Annotated in this window: 13 protein-coding genes; 4 read left to right on the top strand and 9 right to left on the bottom strand. The window is 66.0% G+C overall.

All coding sequences use genetic code 11. The features are described from left to right. Positions 1-596 precede the first annotated feature (596 nt). Together ACCQ04_RS05865 and ACCQ04_RS05860 are read right to left on the bottom strand one after the other, a co-directional pair. On the bottom strand, positions 597-1,415 hold the full coding sequence (locus ACCQ04_RS05865) for an HDOD domain-containing protein (protein ID WP_226426691.1): 819 nt from the start codon (positions 1,413-1,415) through the stop codon (positions 597-599). Between the two features lie 211 nt (positions 1,416-1,626). Further along, on the bottom strand, positions 1,627-3,219 hold the full coding sequence (locus ACCQ04_RS05860; protein WP_226427128.1) for an alpha/beta hydrolase family protein: 1,593 nt from the start codon (positions 3,217-3,219) through the stop codon (positions 1,627-1,629). An 82-nt stretch (positions 3,220-3,301) separates the two neighbouring features. Here ACCQ04_RS05860 and ACCQ04_RS05855 point away from each other — a divergent pair, with 82 nt between their 5' ends. Continuing rightward, positions 3,302-3,505, top strand: coding sequence for a hypothetical protein (locus ACCQ04_RS05855; RefSeq protein WP_080715734.1), 204 nt, complete (start codon positions 3,302-3,304; stop codon positions 3,503-3,505). A gap of 146 nt (positions 3,506-3,651) precedes the next feature. On the opposite strand, the gene ACCQ04_RS05850 is transcribed toward ACCQ04_RS05855, so the two are convergent. The 4 genes from ACCQ04_RS05850 to lexA form a co-directional block, all read right to left on the bottom strand. Next, the gene (locus ACCQ04_RS05850) at positions 3,652-6,900 is read right to left on the bottom strand and encodes an error-prone DNA polymerase (protein ID WP_226426692.1); all 3,249 of its coding nucleotides are present in this window, start codon (positions 6,898-6,900) and stop codon (positions 3,652-3,654) included. A 156-nt stretch (positions 6,901-7,056) separates the two neighbouring features. Then, positions 7,057-8,475 (bottom strand): Y-family DNA polymerase, encoded by a 1,419-nt coding sequence (locus tag ACCQ04_RS05845; RefSeq protein WP_154831617.1) that lies wholly within the window; start codon positions 8,473-8,475, stop codon positions 7,057-7,059. A gap of 9 nt (positions 8,476-8,484) precedes the next feature. Further along, positions 8,485-9,138 carry a translesion DNA synthesis-associated protein ImuA gene (gene imuA, locus ACCQ04_RS05840; protein ID WP_024938648.1) on the bottom strand — a complete coding sequence of 218 codons (654 nt, stop codon included), beginning with the start codon at positions 9,136-9,138 and terminating at the stop codon, positions 8,485-8,487. A gap of 1 nt (position 9,139) precedes the next feature. Continuing rightward, a complete protein-coding gene (gene lexA / locus ACCQ04_RS05835; protein WP_046341994.1) occupies positions 9,140-9,745 on the bottom strand; it encodes a transcriptional repressor LexA in 606 nt (201 codons plus the stop codon). 161 nt (positions 9,746-9,906) lie between these two features. On the opposite strand from lexA, the gene ACCQ04_RS05830 reads away from it, so the two are divergent. Both ACCQ04_RS05830 and ACCQ04_RS05825 read left to right on the top strand, forming a co-directional pair. Continuing rightward, positions 9,907-10,128, top strand: a complete 222-nt coding sequence (locus tag ACCQ04_RS05830) for an AbrB/MazE/SpoVT family DNA-binding domain-containing protein (RefSeq protein WP_016849390.1) — start codon at positions 9,907-9,909, stop codon at positions 10,126-10,128. 8 nt (positions 10,129-10,136) lie between these two features. Continuing rightward, positions 10,137-10,562, top strand: a complete 426-nt coding sequence (locus tag ACCQ04_RS05825; protein ID WP_046345857.1) for a type II toxin-antitoxin system death-on-curing family toxin — start codon at positions 10,137-10,139, stop codon at positions 10,560-10,562. A 232-nt stretch (positions 10,563-10,794) separates the two neighbouring features. Here ACCQ04_RS05825 and ACCQ04_RS05820 read toward each other — a convergent pair whose 3' ends face one another. The 3 genes from ACCQ04_RS05820 to ACCQ04_RS05810 all read right to left on the bottom strand — a co-directional run bounded on the left by ACCQ04_RS05820 (position 10,795) and on the right by ACCQ04_RS05810 (position 16,698). Next, positions 10,795-12,099 (bottom strand): jacalin-like lectin, encoded by a 1,305-nt coding sequence (locus ACCQ04_RS05820; protein WP_226426693.1) that lies wholly within the window; start codon positions 12,097-12,099, stop codon positions 10,795-10,797. A 109-nt stretch (positions 12,100-12,208) separates the two neighbouring features. Then, complete coding sequence (locus ACCQ04_RS05815) at positions 12,209-13,525, bottom strand: histidine-type phosphatase (RefSeq protein ID WP_226426694.1); 1,317 nt, start codon at positions 13,523-13,525, stop codon at positions 12,209-12,211. Between the two features lie 275 nt (positions 13,526-13,800). Further along, a complete protein-coding gene (locus tag ACCQ04_RS05810) occupies positions 13,801-16,698 on the bottom strand; it encodes a TonB-dependent receptor (RefSeq protein ID WP_184431855.1) in 2,898 nt (965 codons plus the stop codon). Positions 16,699-16,724: 26 nt separating this feature from the next. On the opposite strand from ACCQ04_RS05810, the gene ACCQ04_RS05805 reads away from it, so the two are divergent. Further along, the gene (locus ACCQ04_RS05805) at positions 16,725-16,904 is read left to right on the top strand and encodes a hypothetical protein (RefSeq protein ID WP_226426695.1); all 180 of its coding nucleotides are present in this window, start codon (positions 16,725-16,727) and stop codon (positions 16,902-16,904) included. The last annotated feature ends 65 nt before the right edge of the window (positions 16,905-16,969 follow it).

The raw sequence follows: 16,969 nt of genomic DNA, 5'->3' as shown, positions 1-16,969 counted from the left end.
AAAATCCGGACCACGCTAGCGCCTACACGGGGTTCCGTCCAGCTGCGCCGCGGCGTGACACTGTGCCTGCTGTGGCGGCTGGAATGCCCGGGGATGTAGCGACGGGGACAACAGGCGTGTACCAGCGTGTGTCGGCGACTGCATCGCGCATGCGGATCGCAAGCGTATGAGGTCGCACGGTGTGGAGGTGGCGGACACTGCTGCATGGCATGCAGACCAGCGGCATACGGCGTCAGGGTGCGGCGATGCGGTCTTCCGGCTCGTCGACCGACGGAGGCGCCATGAGCGACGCGCGCCATGGCCGATAGGTGACAACGAGCGATGGACTCGTCATCACGCCCATCGCTCGTACCGGCGGTCGCCTGCCGCCCGTGCTGGCGGGACAGTGCGCTGGTGAGGGGCACGGATGAGGCCGCGCGCCCGTAAGGGCCGACTGGTCTGCTGCTGCAGCGGCGGGCACGCGTTGCCGTTACATCGCTATCGCCGTGAGCACTGGACGCTGCCGTTTTTCCTGCATGTCAGGGATCTGCTGCCGGCGATGGTGCGTCAGCGTCAGCGGCTGCGCCGACGCTGGCGGCGTCGGCGCGGCTGTCCGATCAATGCAGCAGTTCGGCAAACGCGCGGTCGGCCTCGATCACGTCCGGCAATGCGGCGAACAAGGCATCCAGATCCACGGTGTCCATCAACGGACCGCGCACCGCGTCCAACGCCGCCGGCGTGGCGCCACCATGTGCACGCAGCGCGTCGGACACCTGCACCGCCTGGGCGACCAGCAGCGGCATCCGCGCACCTTCCGGGGCAGCGGCCGGGCGGACCTGATAGGCGATCGCTTCCTGGATGACGACAGGCAGCTGCCAGCGACGTACCAGCTCGGCGCCGACTTCCGGGTAGCCGAAGCCCAGCTGCAGGGTTTCTTCGGCGGCATGGCCGGCCGATGAGCTGTCGTGATTGATGCGGCTGGCGTAATCCGGCGCGCCGGACTGGATCAGCAGCTCGCCGATGTTGTGCATCATGCCGCAGGTAAAGGCGGTTTCCGGATCCACGCCGTGCTGGCGCGCCAGCAGGCGGCAGATGCCGGCCACCTCGAAACTGTGCCGCCAGAACGCCTTCAGATCGAAGCCCGGCCCGGCGCGGAACGCGCCGGTCATCGCCGAGGCCAGCACCAGGGTGCGCAGCGTGTTGAAGCCCAGCCGCATGGCCGCGTCTTCCACGCTGGTGGAGTCGCGCAGGCCGTGGAAGCGCGCCGAATTGGCAAGCCGCAGCACCTTGGCGGCGATCACCGGATCGCGCTCGATGGTGTGCGCCAGCACATCGATGCTGGTTGCCGGATCGTCGAACCGGGCAATCAGGTCCTGCGCCACCTCGGGCACGGTGGGCAAGGTGTGCAACTGGTCGAACAACGCCTCCAACTTCATGATCGCCTCGTGGATGAAAGGTAAGCCAGCGCGGCCGCGCCGGCCTGCATGGTGTAGCACAGACCGGTTGGATGACGATGCCCCGCCACGGCGGCTATTCACCCGCGCTTTTGCGTCATCGCCTTGCGGCGGGCTGCCCCGCCGGTCGCGTAGCGACGGCCATCATGGACAGCGTGGTCGACAAGATCCCGATATGCGTGCGTCGACACCACTACTTGGCCTTGGCACCATCCAGGGACTTGGCCAGAAACGCCAGCAACTGCGTATAGAACGCACGCCGATGCGGCTCGGTATAGAACCCGTGGCCTTCGGTGTCGTAGTACAAGGTTTCCACCGGCGCTCCGGCCTGGCGCAATGCCGCCTCCATGCGCTTGCTGTGCTGGATCGGCGCGCGCTCGTCCTCACCACCGGCCGCCAGGAACACCGGAACCTTGATCTGCTTGGCCAGATGGACCGGCGAGCGTGCGGCCAGGGTTGCCGGATCGCCCAGCCATTGCTTCAGATAGTTTTCGCCTGAGCCGCGCTTCTGGATGTCGCCGCTGGTGAACATCATCGGCAGGTCGTAGACGCCGACATAGCCGGCCGCGCAGGCATACAACCCCGGTTCCTTGGCTGCCCCCATCAGGGCTGCATACGCACCATAACTTGCACCAAAGATGCAGATCCTGCGCGCATCTGCATAGCCCTGCGTCACCGCCCAGCGCGTGGCGTCGGTGACGTCATCCTGCATGGTGCCGCCCCACTGGCGCGCGCCGGCATGCTGGAAAGCGCGACCGTAATTGCCGGAACCACGGAAATTGATCTGCAGCACCGCATAGCCGGCCTGCGCCAGCAACTGCGCGTCGTCGTCGAACTGCCAGCTGTCGAAGATCTCGAACGGGCCGCCATGCGGCATCACCACCATCGGCAGGTTGTTCGCCGTGCCGGTGCGCGGCAGCGTGAGGTAGCCATGCAACGGCACGCCATCGCGTGCCTGCAGCGCGATGGGCTGCACGGTCGCGGTGCGCTCGGGATCGAACCAGTCGCGTCGGCTGATCACGTGCTGGGCTTTTTTCTCCCGCGTATCGAACACATAGAAATCGCCAGGGTTGCTGCCCGAATCGACCTGCAACATGACGTAGCGGCCATCGCTGGTACTGGAGGTGATACGCACAGCATTACCGGCGAAGGCGGCCTCCAGGCTGTGATACATCCGCGCCTCGGGGCCCTGCTCGTCGAAAAAGCGGCTGCGCGGACGGTCAGCCATGAAAATGGCACCCACCGGGATCGTGGTGCCGTTGCGATAGATGACGTCCAGTGGATCGGCCACTGCGTCACGCAGCAACTGTTCACGGCGATTGGCCTGGATGTCCCAAGCCACGATCGCATCGGGGCCATCGGCAGCCTGCACGCGCAGGTAGGCAATGCGCTCGTCCTGCGAAAAGCCCAGTGGGGTTTCGATGCGGCCGCTGGCCTGTTCGTCGTTGAGCAGCGTCCACTCGGTTCCACCGCCAACGCGGTAATACAGCTTGCTGACATTGTCCGATCCTGCGCCCTGCGCAAAACGCACCTCGCCATGGTGGTCGGTGGTGAAGCTGGCGCGCTGAATCGGGGCACGCGCCAGCGGAAGACGCCGACCTGTGTTGACGTCGAGCTTTTCTGCGCGCGTGTACGGGTCCTGCCCTGACAACGGCCAGATGCCGACGACCACGTTGCGATCGTCGTCGGGCAAGGTATCGGTGAGGAATGCGGCAACTGCTTCGGTTTTCTTGACCTTGATGTTGGTGCCAAGCCCGGTGCCTCGAGCACGATAGCCCACCAGCAACTCGACACCAGTGCCATCGGCATTGATGGCATACAGCTCGCCGGTCGGCAACGGCTTGTCGAGCAGACCGTATTTCTGTGCGATGGAGATCAACACACGCGTCTCGCTGACCCAGGCAAAGTCGCTCACATACGTGTTCTTCTCCAGCACAAAAGTCGCGCCCATGCTGTTGTCCGAACGCCGCACGATCGCCAGGGCGGTCTTGTCTTCCATCGGCACGGTAGCGGCGAAAAACGCGCCGCTGGGCGATAGCTTGATATCGGCAAACTTGTCTTTTTTGATATAGGCGCCAACATCCACCTGCGCTGCGGCATTGCCGGCAGCCATCAGCAACCCCAAGGCCGCAATGAAAATCCTTTTCCGCACGTACTGCTCCATATCGTGTGCAAACTGAGCGCGAAATTTACCAGCAATCGCAGACCAGACAAAGTTTCAATGAAAATCGCGCGAGGGCAGCTGCATTTCGCCGAGCAGGTCGCTGAGGTCGTGCAGATCGCCGGCGATGAGATGCTCCACGCCGTCCACGCGCTCCCAGCGGCCGCGGACGGCCAGCAGGCGCGATTCCAGCAGTGCGCGGCGGCGGCGCAGCGCCAGGTGCGACCAGACGATGACGTTGATCATGCCGTGCTCGTCTTCCAGGGTGACGAAGATGGTGCCCTTGGCGGTGGCCGGGCGCTGGCGCTGGGTGACCAGGCCGGCGACATGCACGCCGCTGCCATGACGGCGGCCCTGCAGGTCGCGCAGGCCGAGGATGCGCCGCTGCCGCATCTGCGGTCGCAGCAGCGCCATCGGATGCTGGCGCAGACTCAGGCCGACCGAGCGATAGTCGGCCAGGATCTCCTCGCCTGCGCGCGGTGCCGCAAACTCCACCGGGCGTTCCTGCGGGCTGCCCGGCAGCAGCGGCCGACGCGCTTCCACGCCGGCCATCGCCCAGCGCGCGGCGTTGCGGTTGCCCACCATGCCCTGCAAGGCGCCGGCTTCGGCCAATGCCAGGCGCGCCTTTTCGTCGAGTGCGGCGCGCAGGCATAGATCGCCGATATCGGCGAAGGCCCGCTGCGCGCGTGCGGCGACAATGCGGTTGGCCACCACTTCCGATAACCCGGCGATCTGGCGCATGCCCAGACGGATCGCCGGTTGTTCGCCGGGGTCTTGGTCGCTGCGCCAGGGCCGGCCACCGACCAGCGTGTTGTCCCAGACGCTGTGCAGCACATCCACCGGCAACACCTCCACGCGCGCACGCTCGGGACTGCCGCGGCGCGCGTCTTGCACGATCTGGCTGGCCGAATAGAAGCCCATCGGCTGCGCGTTGAGCAGCCCGCAGGCGAAGGCCGCCGGCTCGTGGCGCTTGAGCCAGCAGCTGGCGTAGACAAGCTTGGCGAACGAGGCGGCGTGGCTTTGCGGGAAACCGTAGGAACCGAAGCCCTTGATCTGCTCGAAGATCTGGTCGATGAAGGTGGAGGCGTAGCCTTTGCCTTCCATCAGCGCGCGAATCCGGATCCGATGCGATTCCATATCACCACCGCGGCGCCAGGCCGCCATCGAACGGCGTAGCTTGTCGGCCTCGTCAGGGTCGTAGCCGGCGTGTATCACCAACTCCATGACCTGCTCCTGGAACAGCGGAATCCCCAGCGTCGGCCCGAGAATCTTCTCCACGCCTTCGGAGGGATAGCTGATCAGGCTCTTGTCTTTGCGGCGTTGCAGGTACGGATGCACCATGTCGCCCTGGATCGGGCCAGGTCGCACGATCGCCACTTCGATCACCAGGTCGTAGAACTCTGCCGGTTTGAGCCTCGGCAGCATCGCCATCTGCGCACGCGACTCGATCTGGAACACGCCAACCGTATCGGCGCGCTGGATCATCTTGTAGGTAGCCGCATCCTCATCCGGCAACGTCGCCAACTCGTACTTGCGACCCCGATGGCCACGCACTAGGTCCAGCGTCTTGCGGATGCAGGTCAGCATGCCCAGCGCCAGGCAATCGACCTTGAGCAGCTTCATGGTTTCCAGATCGTCCTTGTCCCACTGGATGATGGTGCGGTCGGCCATCGCGGCGTTTTCCACCGGCACCAGCAGCGACAGGGGTTGGTCGGAGATGACGAATCCGCCGACATGCTGCGACAGATGGCGTGGGTGATCGCGCAGTTGCTCGGTCACCGCAAGAATCTTGTTGATCAGTGGATTGGCCAGATCGAACCCGGCCTCTTCGATGCGCTGTTCCATCGGCGTTTCGCCATTGCCCCAGCCATAGCAATTGGCCAGCAACGCGATCTGGTCCGGCGGCAGGCCGAACGCCTTGGCCACATCGCGCACGGCGCTCTTGCCGCGATAGCAGATCACCGTCGCCGCCAATGCCGCGCGTTCGCGGCCGTACTTGTTGTAGACATATTGCAGCACTTCTTCGCGCCGTTCGTGTTCGAAATCGACGTCGATGTCAGGTGGCTCGTTGCGCGCCTTGGATAAGAAGCGCGAGATCAGCAAGCGCGTCTTGAGTGGGTCCACGGAGGTGATGCTCAGCGCGTAGCACACTGCCGAATTGGCTGAAGAACCGCGCCCCTGACACAAAATTTGCTTGGAACGCGCGAACCGCACCACGTCCTGCACAGTAAGAAAGAAAGCCTCATACTTTTTGTATGCGATCAGCTCCAATTCTTTTTCGATGTCATCGCGTATCTTTTCCGGCACACCATTCGGCCACCGCTCACGCATCCCCTCTTCGGTGAGCTGTCGCAGATAACTCGCCGGCGTATGCCCTTGCGGCACCAGTTCGCGCGGATAGGTGTATTCAAGCCTGGAGATATCGAAGCTGCAGCGCTGCGCCAGGTCCACCGCGGCCTGCAACAGCGCATCCGGATAGATGTTGCCCAAGGCACGCCGCGTGCGCAGATGGCGCTCGCCGTTGCGGAACAGGTGCGCGCCGCACTCGGCCAACGGCAAGCCGTGGCGGATGGCGGTCAGGGTGTCCTGCACGATGCGCTCGCGCCGCTGCGCCATATGCACATCGCCGCTGGCCAGAGCGGTCATGCCCAGTTGCTGCGCCAGCAGCTGCAGGGCGAGCAACCGCGCCGCATCGTCCTGTTCGCGGTGCAGTTCCACCGCCAGGAATGCACGCTCGCCGAACACCTGCTGCAGCCAGGCGCCCTGCTCGGCCTGCGGCTGCGCCCCGGGTAACCACAGCGCGAACACGCCCGGTTCCACCGCGCGAAACTGCGCCTCCACCTCGGCACGCCCGAGCCGGTACGCACCCTTGCCCGCCGCACGCCGCGCGGTGGTGATCAGCGCGCACAACTGCGGATAGCCATGCGCGTTTTCCACCAGCAGCACGAAGCGGGTGCCATCGACCAGGGTGAATTCGCTGCCGACGATCAGGCGCACGCCGGTGGCGCGCGAGGCTTCCAGGCCGCGCACGATGCCGGCCAGCGAGCACTCGTCGGTGATCGCCAGGGCGCTGTAGCCGCAGTGGTGCGCGCGCATGAACAATTGTTCGGCGCTGGAGGCACCGCGCAGGAACGAAAAATCCGACAGGCAGTGCAGCTCGGCATAGGCAGGCAGCCCATCGGCGACCATGGCATGGGCGATGTCGTCGTTTGCCGCGCGCAACCGCGCGGCGACCGTCCAGGCGCGCGGCATGCGCCCACCGGGCGTATCGCGGTCCACGCCGTCGACGGCGTCATCCCAGCTCATGCGCGCACCTCTTCGACATCGCGCTGCCGCCACACATGCGCTGCAGATCGACGCTCTGCGTTTGCCTCTTCGGTCCCGTGCATCGGACGCGTGCGGCACCGCTGCGATGACCAGCCCCGCAGGCAACGCTCTGATGCTGCAAGGGCACGCAACCGATCATGCGAACCACCCGTGCAGCATCCAGCCATCGACACGGCCAGGAGCGGCGAACGCCCAGCCACGCCGGCCGCGCGCGGTTTCCACCACGTAGTAATCGCGGCGCGCCTCGTCGTCGTCCCACCAGCCGCTTTCCAGCCGCTCCGGGCCGGAGATGATGCGCAGCTGCGTTTCGTGCAGGGGCACTGGCTGCGGCAACAGCCAGGTCGGGCGCGGCGGACGCGGCGGTGCATGGGCTTCGCGCACTGCATCGCCAATGGCGCGCCGCCAGGCACGTTCCGGGCGCGGGTCGTCGGCCGGCAGCACGCGATACACCGCCTCATCGCCCAGCCGCGCGCGCAGGCGCTCGCGCAGCTGCGGCCACTCCACCGATTGCTGCGCACGTTGATCGAACAGATCGCGCATGGCCGGCACGAACGGTGGCAGCTGCCGCGCCAGCAGGCGCATCGCCACTACCGGGCGTGGAATCTCCACCCGCTCCAGCCGGTTACGCGCAAGCTCGAACAACAGCGTCGGCGCGCGCTCCGGGGTCAGCAAGCCGATCTCGACATCGGTGGCACCTTCTTCGTGTTCCAGCCGCAGCAGGAACCGTTGCACGCCGCCGTCGCGGATGGACAGGTAGGTGCACAGGTCGCCGATCAGGCGGCGCAGCGGGAACAGCAGCGCCGGATGCATTTCCACCTCGTAGCCGAGCTCCACACGCTGGTCGAAGTGGTCCGGTGGCGCGTAGCACTCCAGGGGGTCGTCGACCTGGCCGTAGAGGCGGTCCAGATGCTCGAGCAGGCCCGCACCGAACCGCCGGCGCAGCCCATCGCGCGGCAACGCACGCACCGCCGCCAGCGTGCGCACGCCCATGTGTTGCAGGCGCTCGCCGGCATCGCCCGGCAACGCGGCGCGGCGTACCGGTACCTTGTCCAGCGTGGCGTGCAAGGCCGGCAACTGCGTCACCACCATGCCATCGCGCAGACCGGCCAGCACGCGCGCGGCGCGCGGCGTAGGTGCCAGTGCAAGCCGGTGCCGGAAGCCCAAGGCCTGCAGTTCATCGCGCAGGCGGCGCTCGAAACGCGGCCATGGACCGAACAACCGAAAACTGGCACCGGCCTCCAGCACGATGGCACGCGACCATTGCTGGCTCACCAACGAACTGTGCCGGTACGCCCACGCCGCAAGAAACCGCTGCGTACGCGCTTCAGCCTGGGCCTCGTAATCGATGGTGCGTACATGGGACATCAGCGCATGCGCCGCCGACAGCCGCATGCCGGCTTTCAGGCCGGCGGCGGACGCCGCTGCATTGACCGAGTGCAGGCTGCGCAACTGCGCCGGCCCTTCCACCAACGCCAGCGGTGCGTCCGGCTCTTCCAGACGCCGGAGGACGGCGTCCAGCGCCAGCTGCGGCAGCAAGATGCAGGCCCACAACATGCGCGCGCCTCAATGCGCCAGCCGCAACGGCTGCGACGGGACCTGCCCGCCGCGGCACTTGCGTACCTGCCAGGCATCGCGCTCGGGCAGGAATTCCAGCCGTAACGCCGCCGGCGATGCGTTGACCGCATGCTTGCGATCGCGCAACGCGAACGCGCAGCAGTTGCCGCTGTCGGCGGCGACCTGCAGCCGCCGCAATGCGCGTGCATCGCCGGTCTGCGGCCAGCCCAGCACCGCCGCGCATGCGCCACTGCGCAGGCATTGCTCGAACGCCCACAAGGCGTCGCGCGGCTCGGCCTGCACCACTTCCAGATGTTCCAGCACTACCCCGCCCGCCTGCCAGGCCGGCGCGTAGGGAATGAACGGCGGCGCCACCAGCACCACCCGGCTGCTGGCGCCAGTCATGCGCGCCAGCGTGGGCAACAACAAGGCGATCTCGCCCACGCCGTGCGCGGGCAGCAGCAACTCGGTCAGTGCCCGCCGCGGCCAGCCGCCATCGGGCAGCAGCGCATCCAGTGCCGCATGCCCGGTGGATTCGCCGCCATGGGCGATGGCGGTGCCACGACCCGCGCGCCACACCGTGCGTGCGGCCAGTAGGGCGTCCAGCGGCAGCGCCACTGCCGCGTTGCCGTCCTGCCTGATGCGCGCGGGCTCCTGGCTCATCTCAACCCTGCCGGATCAGACCGCAGTACAGTCCTTCGATCGCGAAGTCGGCATCGGCCGCCACCACGATCGGCGCATGCGCGCGGTTGCGCGGCAACAGGCGGATGCGTTCGGCACCGCGCTCCAGCCGCTTGATGGTGATTTCGCCATCCACCCGCGCCACCACGATCTGCCCATCGCGCGCCTCGCTGCTGCGATGCACGCCGACCAGATCACCGTCCAGGATGCCGTCGTCGATCATCGAATCGCCCTGCACCTGCAGCAGATAGTCCGGACGCAAGGAGAACAGCGTGCGGTCCAGCCACAACTGCCGGTCCAGGCCGATATCCGCCCCGATCGGCACACCGGCCGCCACCCGGCCCAGCACCGGCAAGGCCAGCAAGGCATCGCGCGCGGCCCCGCCCGGCATGCGGATGCCACGTTTCTGATTGGGCAGCAGCTCGATCAACCCGGCCTCGGCCAGCGCCTGCACGTGCTTTTGCGCGGCATTGCGCGAGGCGAACCCGAACGCCTGCGCAATCTCGGCCAGGCTGGGGGATACCCCTGCACGGGCCTGTTCCTGCAGGAAAGCCAGCACCGCCTGACGCTTGGGGGAGAGAGATTCCATGGGAGTGCAACGGCCGGACGGGACAAGGTGTACATTTGTACACCTGTCGGTCGCAGCAGGCGAGATCGGCCCATGCAGGTTGCTGAGCCGCTTCAGCCAGGACGGGCTTGTGATCGGCTGGAAACGGAGTTATAACTTACGTACTAACGAGGGCGTCGACCATGAAGCTCAAGATCACCTCCATCGGCAATTCCGCTGGCGTCATCCTGCCCAAGGAACTGCTCGCCCGCCTGCGCCTGGGTAAGGGCGACGAACTCTATGCACTGGAAACGCCCGACGGCATCAAGCTGACCGCGTTCGACCCGACCCTGGCCGCGCAGATGGATGTGGCCGAGCAGGTGATGCGCGAGGACCGTCAGGTGCTGAACAAGCTGGCCAAATGAACACGCGCATGGTCGTATGGATCACGCGCGCGCTTGCCCTGGCCATCCACGAACGTCAATTGAGCGAACACGGTGGCGCTGCTGGCATCCGCGATGAGGCCTTGCTGGACTCGGCCCTGGCCCGTCCACAGCAGCTTTTTTCTTATGGCGATCCTCCGCCCGATCTGGTGCAGTTGACCGCCAGCCTGGCCTACGGGCTGGCGCGCAATCACCCGTTTGTGGATGGCAACAAGCGTACCGCCCATGTCTGCTACCGCGTTTTTCTCGTGCTCAATGGTGCCGAGCTCATCGCCTCGCAGGAAGAGAAGTATGTCGCCATGATGGGATTGGCCGATGGCGCATGGGGCGAAGCGGAGTTTGCCCAATGGTTGCGTCCACGGGTGCGTTTGCGTGCCGATACGCATGTGCACGAACCCCGCGGGCATTACGGTTGATGCATTGCGTCGCCCCGCCGACGAATTATCGTGGAGCATCAGCAATTGCGCAGGAGACCTACGTTCTGATCCGCACAACGTTGCGGCTGCACGGATGTTTCAACGCACCGCCAGATTCAATGCTGCGTGGATTGCCGCTTTAACAGAGAGGCCATCCATGGCGTGCGTCGCTGCTTTACAGCTCACGCCGCAGACTGCGAGGGGTCTGAGTGGCTGCTAGTCCGCAATGCCCTCAGTCCTTCGCATACACCACCCCCAGCTTGTCGATCTCCTCACCCGCGCGACCGGTGAAACCGGCGATATGCCAGCCGCTGGGAGCGCTCAGCGTGTAGCTCTCGCTGGTCGGGCTGCCTACCTGCACGCTGCGGCCTTTGTTGGTGCGCAGGCTCAGCGAGAACAGGCGGGTGCGGTTGTTGTACTTGCCCACGGTGAAGGTGGCCGAGGACAGCGTTTCGTTGGCACCCAGCGACAGTGTGGTCGCCTGCCCACCGCTGCCGCCATGCGCGAGCAGCTTGCCGCTGTCCAGGATCACGCCGACGCCATCCAGGCGCGCACCGCCGCGCAGGGTCACGCCACTGAGCGGACGCACGCCAGGGTTGCCGGCCAGATCGTTGAACGGAACGCCATGCGGACCACCGAACTGGTCGCTGGTGCGCAATCGGTCGCCCACGGCCCATCCGAATTGCGCATGCAGCGGGTAGTGGTCGGACAGCGGCTTGCCGGCGCTGTCATAGAAGCCGCCGCCATCGAGCTGGTAACGGTTGGCCACCAAGGTCAATTGCGGCGCATCGCGGTACAGGATCTTGTCGACCACTTCGCAGCTATTGGTGGGCGGCGTGCCGCACAACAGCGGTGCGGCGCCGGCCGCCGGTGCTGCGCCCTTGATCAGCTCCACCCACGGATCGGTCAAACCGTTGGAGGCGATCAACTCGCGGATGTTGTCGTCGCTGCGGGTGTAGCGCGTATTGGAATCCATCATCACCAGCACCGCATTGCCGGCCGACCAGGTCTGGATGAACTGCGAGAGTTGGCCGATATTGACGCGACGTGCGGACAGGTCGCCCGCTTCGACCCCGGCATTGGGATGCGCATTGTAGACGTCCAGCAACACGCCGTCGGCCAGGCGCACGCGCATGTAACTGAAACCCTTCGGGGTCAGGCAGTCGGTGCCGTTGCACTGGTTCCACTTGACCCGGGTGAAGTCGTTGAAGGGATAGTTGCTGAGCGTGTTGAGCCCGTCGCCGAACGCGGCACCGCCGCTGGTGGCAGTACGGTAGGGATGCGCGTCGCCGGCGTACAGCGTGGCGTGGTAGTTGAAGTCTTCCTGCACGTTGACCAGCCCGTAAGGCGCCAGTTTCGGTGCGAGCAGTGCGGTGTTGGTGGCCGGCGTTCCGCTGGACAGGCCTTCGGGCAGGCCGGCGACGTTGTAGGTCAACACGTCGAGTACGCCGACGTCCGTTTGCGCCTGGGCGATGCCTGCGCAGGCAAGACCGAGAGTGATTGCGAGACTGACGAGAGTACGTCGCTGGTGGAGCATAAATCGCCTCTTGCAGTGGTGAGAAACAGCGGCTGGCACGGTGGCCAGGGAAACGGCGCCGATGCGCCGATGCAACCACACGCGCCGGTCGCGGCCGGCGCGCGCGGCGTCATTCGCTCAGGTAATGCGGGTCGATCGCGGCGTCGATCAATGTCGCCAAGGTTGGCAGCGGGCAGTCGTACTCCGGGGTGGCGCTGCTGCAGCCGGGAATGAACACCGGCGATGACGGCGGCGGCGCCTGCGGTGTCAGTGCGCGGCGTTCGCGCAGTTGCGCCAGTGTCTGCGCGGTGTAGCGCAGGCGGATCACCCGCTGCCCATCGGCACGCCGCCAGCGCTCGAAGACCAAGGCGCCGCCAGGCACGGTCTGGTCGGGTTGGTAACCAGGCAATTGCCAATGCAGATCGAACATGCCGGCCAGCAAGGTCAGCGTGCCGTCGTGACCGGACAGCACCACCAGCCGTGCATCGCCACCGATCGGCGTGGCCTGCGGTGGATGGCGATTGCCACTGGCGACACTGCCTTGCTGCAGTGTCGCCAGCAGCCGCGCCGCCAGCGGCGTACTGGCCATGCGCGCCACCGTCGGCGCACGCAGGCGCAGCGCAAACTCGGCCTGATGCGGGGCAAACGCGCGCAGCAGACTGGCCTCGTCCACGCCTTGCCATCCCAACGCGGCAAAGTCCTGTCCGTCGGCCCAGCCCATCAACAGGCTTTCGCTGATGCCGGAAGCTGCCGGTGCCGGGCCTTCGACACCGGCGATTCCGTCGTGGGCGGCGCCCATGCCTGCGGGCACCGCATCCAGACGTTGCTTGCCGGCACCGGCCTGCGCCGGGCACGGCCGCTGCGCGCATTGCAGCAACAGTTGCTGCAAGCTGTCGATAGCATCGCGTTGCGCCGCATTCCAGGCGACCACATCGCCGCCGACGCGGCCGGCAATGGCCGCGCGCATCAATGCCGCCGCAGCGGGTTGTCGCAATGCCGGCGCGCCGTCGAACAGTGGATCGGACGCGTCATCGGCCACGTGGTGCACCGTGTTCGTACACCCCGGGGTGAGCGTGCTTGCCAACGCACGCGCCGAGGCGATGGTGCGCTGGGTGAGATTGGCCCAGTAGTAGACGTTGGCGCAGCCATCGTCATCGAACAGACCCAACGGCATGTAACGGGCGCGGTAGTAGGCACCGAATAATGCCTCCAGACGCGCACCGTTTGCGGTCAGGTGGCCGGCCGGCACATCGAAGCGGGGCCAGGGACGCACGGAATAGCGACCCAGTTGTTCCGGGCTGGACATCGCCGCACGCACGCCGTGGCGCTTGAGGATGACGACTTTTTCAAGCGTCTCCGACGTGGTGGCGGCAGGCGCTACCGGCGTAGCCAGGCCGGCCACGATCAAGACAAAAAAACCGATACAGCTACGAAGCAGTAATGACATGAGTGGTCTCAACACGTGATGCAGCTGTTGCACACCGCGATACGAGGCGATGTGCGGCTGGCAACAGCGCCATAGCCGAAGCCATGGCCCTTGCAGATGGCGCCTTGCAGCAAGGCGCCCGGTGGCGGCATTGGCTGCCGCCAACAAACTGGATCGGCGATCACGACGGCTGCGCTCGTCGCAAGGCCTCCGTGGCGGCATGTCACCCGCAAGCGCAGCGCCCCCGATGCACACCGCACGTCGCTGGCAACTGCCCGTCAGGTCTCCAGCCCTTGTCAAAAGCGCGCGCGCAACCCCAGCGACCAGGTGCGGCCGTAGTCGGTATAGCCGCCGAACAAGTGATCGCCAACGAACTGGCGCTGCACTTCGCCGGTGAGATTGATCGCGTTGACGAACACCGAGAGCGTGTCGTTGACCTTGTAGGCGACATTGGCATCCAGGCTGCCGAACCGGTCGCTGTTGAGCGTGGCCACATTGGCGGTACCCACCGCGTTGAGGATGTCGTCGCTCCAGCTGTAGCTGACGCGCGCCATCAACGGCCCCTTCTCGTAAAACAGCACGGCGTTGTAGGTGTTCCTGGCCACGCCTTCCAGGCTGTCGGTGAAGCTGCCGGTGCCGTCGTGATAGGTCGCCTTGCTGTCGGTCCAGGTGTAGTTGAGCTGCATGCCCAGGCCGTCCAGCGGCGACGGCAGGCCGCTGAAGACCTGCTGATACGCCACTTCCGCGCCTTGCACCATCGCCTTGCTGCCGTTGGTCTTGGACGACAGCAGATAGGTCTGGCCTTGGTAGACCAGGTTGGACATCTGGGTCTGGATGAAGCTGGAGATGTCCTTGTAGAACAGACCGCCGGTCAGTGCCGAGGTGCCGTCGATGTACCACTCGAAAGTCAGGTCGTACTGCCACGCTTCGAAGGGCTGCAGCGCTGGGTTGCCGCCGCTGGCGGTGAGGCGTTCGCCACTGGAATTGAAGGTCAGCTTGGACGACAGATCGGTAAGGTCCGGGCGCGTGATCACCTTGGCCGCGGAAGTCCGCAGCACCATGTCCTCGCGCACATCCCAGGCCGCGTTGAACGAAGGCAGCACATTGGTATAGCTGCGCTCGAAATGCACCGGCTGTGCGCTGCCGTTGACATCGGCATGGCCATCGGTGGCCTGCTCGGTGCGCACCACGCGCGCGCCGACATTACCGCGCAGTTCGCGGCCCGCCAGCTGGGTGGCGAAGTTGCTCATCGCGTACGCCGAGGCGATCTTTTCCTGCACCTCGTAGGAATTCTGCAGGTCGGCGCTGTTGTGCGTGTTGCTCAGATCGGCGCTGGTCGGCCAATTGCCCCAGAACGCGGATTCGATCGGCGCCAGCCATTGCCGCGGCAGGTTGCCGTTGGCGTCCGACAGCATGTCGCCCACCGGCAACGCGGTGAAATAGCTGCCCGGGAAACGTACCCCGGCAATGCTGTTGAGCAGCAGGTCGGCGCGATCGTAGGTGCGCGAGCGCTGGCGGTACTTGGCGCCCACCTTGAAGTCGCGAAAGAAGCTGCCGTCGAGTGTGCGCCTGGCATCGAACTGCAGCGCGTCTTCCTTGTCGCGCGCATCGATCTCGCGCCATTCCAGCCGGCGTCCTGCCACGGTGGCCGGGTTGGTCGGATCGAAGCCGTTGGTGAAGCTCCAGTCCGGTACGTTGTCGCCGTCGGCTTGCGGCATGTCCACGCGCATCGCCAGGTTGGTGCCGCTGCGCAGACGGGTGCGCCGGATCGGATCGGAGTCGTAGCTGTGCGCCTGCGAGTGGAACGCCACTGCGCCCAGTGTCCACTGGTCGCCGCTCCAGGTGCTGGACAGGCGTGCACTGCGATTGTCGTCGGTGATGCCGGAGGTCTCGCGCGAGATCTGCACCTGGCCGTTGCGATAATCGAAGCCGGTGATACCGCCGTTTTGCACCCGCAGATTGCTCAGCTTGGCCAGGCTGTCGAAGCCCACGCCCATGCTGTATTCGTCGTAATGCACGGTTTGCCTGGCGTAGAGCAGATCCAGATTGGTCTCCCACGCCGCGCTGGGCTTCCATTGCAGCGAGGCCGCCACGCCGGTGCGCTCGCGCTCCTCCAGCTCCAGTGTCGGGCGCAGGCCGGTGGGAACGTAATTGGCACCGGGCACGCCCGGCACGCCGTTGCGGTAATAGTCCCAGCTCACCTCGTTGACGCGGTCCTGGCGCAAGGTGCGTTGCGCATATGCACCGGAGATCAGCATGCCGAAGGTACCCTCGGCATTGACCCAGTTGAACAGCCCGGAGACGCGCGGATCGTTGGCCTGGGTGCGCTGGGCCTGGCTGGATTCCAGCGATACGTTGGTCAGCGTCTTGCCCAGCTCCAGCGGGCGGAACGTGCGCACGTTGACGATGCCGCCGATGGCGCCTTCGTCCAGGTCGGCGGTGGGGCTCTTGATCACGTCCAGCCCGGAGACCAGTTCGGCCGGCAGCGTGTCGTAGCGGAACTGCCGCCCGGTCTGGCCGGAGGTGCGCACGTTCTCATTGACCGCCATGGTCTGGCCGTTGAGCGTGGTGACCTGGAAATTCGGGCCCAGGCCGCGCACGCGCACGTACACGCCTTCGCCGCGGTCGCGCACGATCGACACGCCCGGCACGCGCTGTAGCGCCTCGGCCACGTTCTGCGCCGGCAGCTTGCCGATGTCTTCGGCGGCGATCACATCCACCACGCTGTCGGCATAGCGTTTCTGGCGCAACGCGGCGCTGAGGCTGCCGGCGTAACTGCCGAGCACCTGGATGCTGTCCAGTTCCTGCACCGGCGCGTCTGCACGCGGCACCGGTGCCGTGGCGACTGCGGCCGTTGCCGGAGCCGCTGGCGGCAGGCCGGGCGCCGGCTCGGCGGTTTCGATCGTCACCGTGGTCGCATCGAGATAGCGGTAGCGCAGGCCGGTACCGTCGAGCAATTGCTGCAGGGCCTGCTCGGGTGCGACGCCGGCCGCGGTGGCGCGGGTCTGCGGGTTGCCGGCCACGCCGGCGGCATAGACAAACTGCAGCCCAGTCTGGCGCGACAGCGCATTGAGCGCGCGCGCCAGTGGCTGGGCCGGAATCGCCTCGACCGCGACGGTGGCAGCAGCCGTCTGGGCGCCAGCGGTGCCGGCGTGCAGGGCAAGAGCGATCGAAAGAAACAACGTACGGCGCATCGTGAAATCCAGTAGGGGAGGAAGCAATGCGCAACACCACCCGCCACGCGGGAATGCTGCGTTGTACCTGGACTACGAGCATCGACAGCGACGATCGGGCACCGTTTTTTGATGAATTTTCTGTGACATCTGCGCAGGCACCGAACGGTGCGGGCACGACGCACGGCATCTGCATCGCGGTGCGCCTTGCGTGCACGAGGACGTGAGGTCTTGCATGTGCGCGGACGCAGCCGCAGACGGCCATCGGTACGCACGCGGCGCCATGGCATCG

The sequence above is a fragment of the Xanthomonas sp. NCPPB 2866 genome (assembly GCF_041475745.2).
Classification (GTDB): domain Bacteria; phylum Pseudomonadota; class Gammaproteobacteria; order Xanthomonadales; family Xanthomonadaceae; genus Xanthomonas; species Xanthomonas arboricola.
The sequence above is the reverse complement of the archived record's forward strand: the minus strand, read 5'-3'. Positions and strand labels throughout refer to the sequence as shown.

Excerpts from the sequence above, each read along its gene's own strand:
- ACCQ04_RS05865 (WP_226426691.1), bottom strand. The coding sequence starts at position 1,415 with ATGAAGTTGGAGGCGTTGTTCGACCAGTTGCACACCTTGCCCACCGTG.
- ACCQ04_RS05855 (WP_080715734.1), top strand. The coding sequence starts at position 3,302 with ATGGAGATCAACACACGCGTCTCGCTGACCCAGGCAAAGTCGCTCACA.
- ACCQ04_RS05850 (WP_226426692.1), bottom strand. The coding sequence starts at position 6,900 with ATGAGCTGGGATGACGCCGTCGACGGCGTGGACCGCGATACGCCCGGT.
- ACCQ04_RS05845 (WP_154831617.1), bottom strand. The coding sequence starts at position 8,475 with ATGTTGTGGGCCTGCATCTTGCTGCCGCAGCTGGCGCTGGACGCCGTC.
- imuA (WP_024938648.1), bottom strand. The coding sequence starts at position 9,138 with ATGAGCCAGGAGCCCGCGCGCATCAGGCAGGACGGCAACGCGGCAGTG.
- lexA (WP_046341994.1), bottom strand. The coding sequence starts at position 9,745 with ATGGAATCTCTCTCCCCCAAGCGTCAGGCGGTGCTGGCTTTCCTGCAG.
- ACCQ04_RS05830 (WP_016849390.1), top strand. The coding sequence starts at position 9,907 with ATGAAGCTCAAGATCACCTCCATCGGCAATTCCGCTGGCGTCATCCTG.
- ACCQ04_RS05825 (WP_046345857.1), top strand. The coding sequence starts at position 10,137 with ATGGTCGTATGGATCACGCGCGCGCTTGCCCTGGCCATCCACGAACGT.
- ACCQ04_RS05820 (WP_226426693.1), bottom strand. The coding sequence starts at position 12,099 with ATGCTCCACCAGCGACGTACTCTCGTCAGTCTCGCAATCACTCTCGGT.
- ACCQ04_RS05815 (WP_226426694.1), bottom strand. The coding sequence starts at position 13,525 with ATGTCATTACTGCTTCGTAGCTGTATCGGTTTTTTTGTCTTGATCGTG.
- ACCQ04_RS05810 (WP_184431855.1), bottom strand. The coding sequence starts at position 16,698 with ATGCGCCGTACGTTGTTTCTTTCGATCGCTCTTGCCCTGCACGCCGGC.
- ACCQ04_RS05805 (WP_226426695.1), top strand. The coding sequence starts at position 16,725 with ATGCGCAACACCACCCGCCACGCGGGAATGCTGCGTTGTACCTGGACT.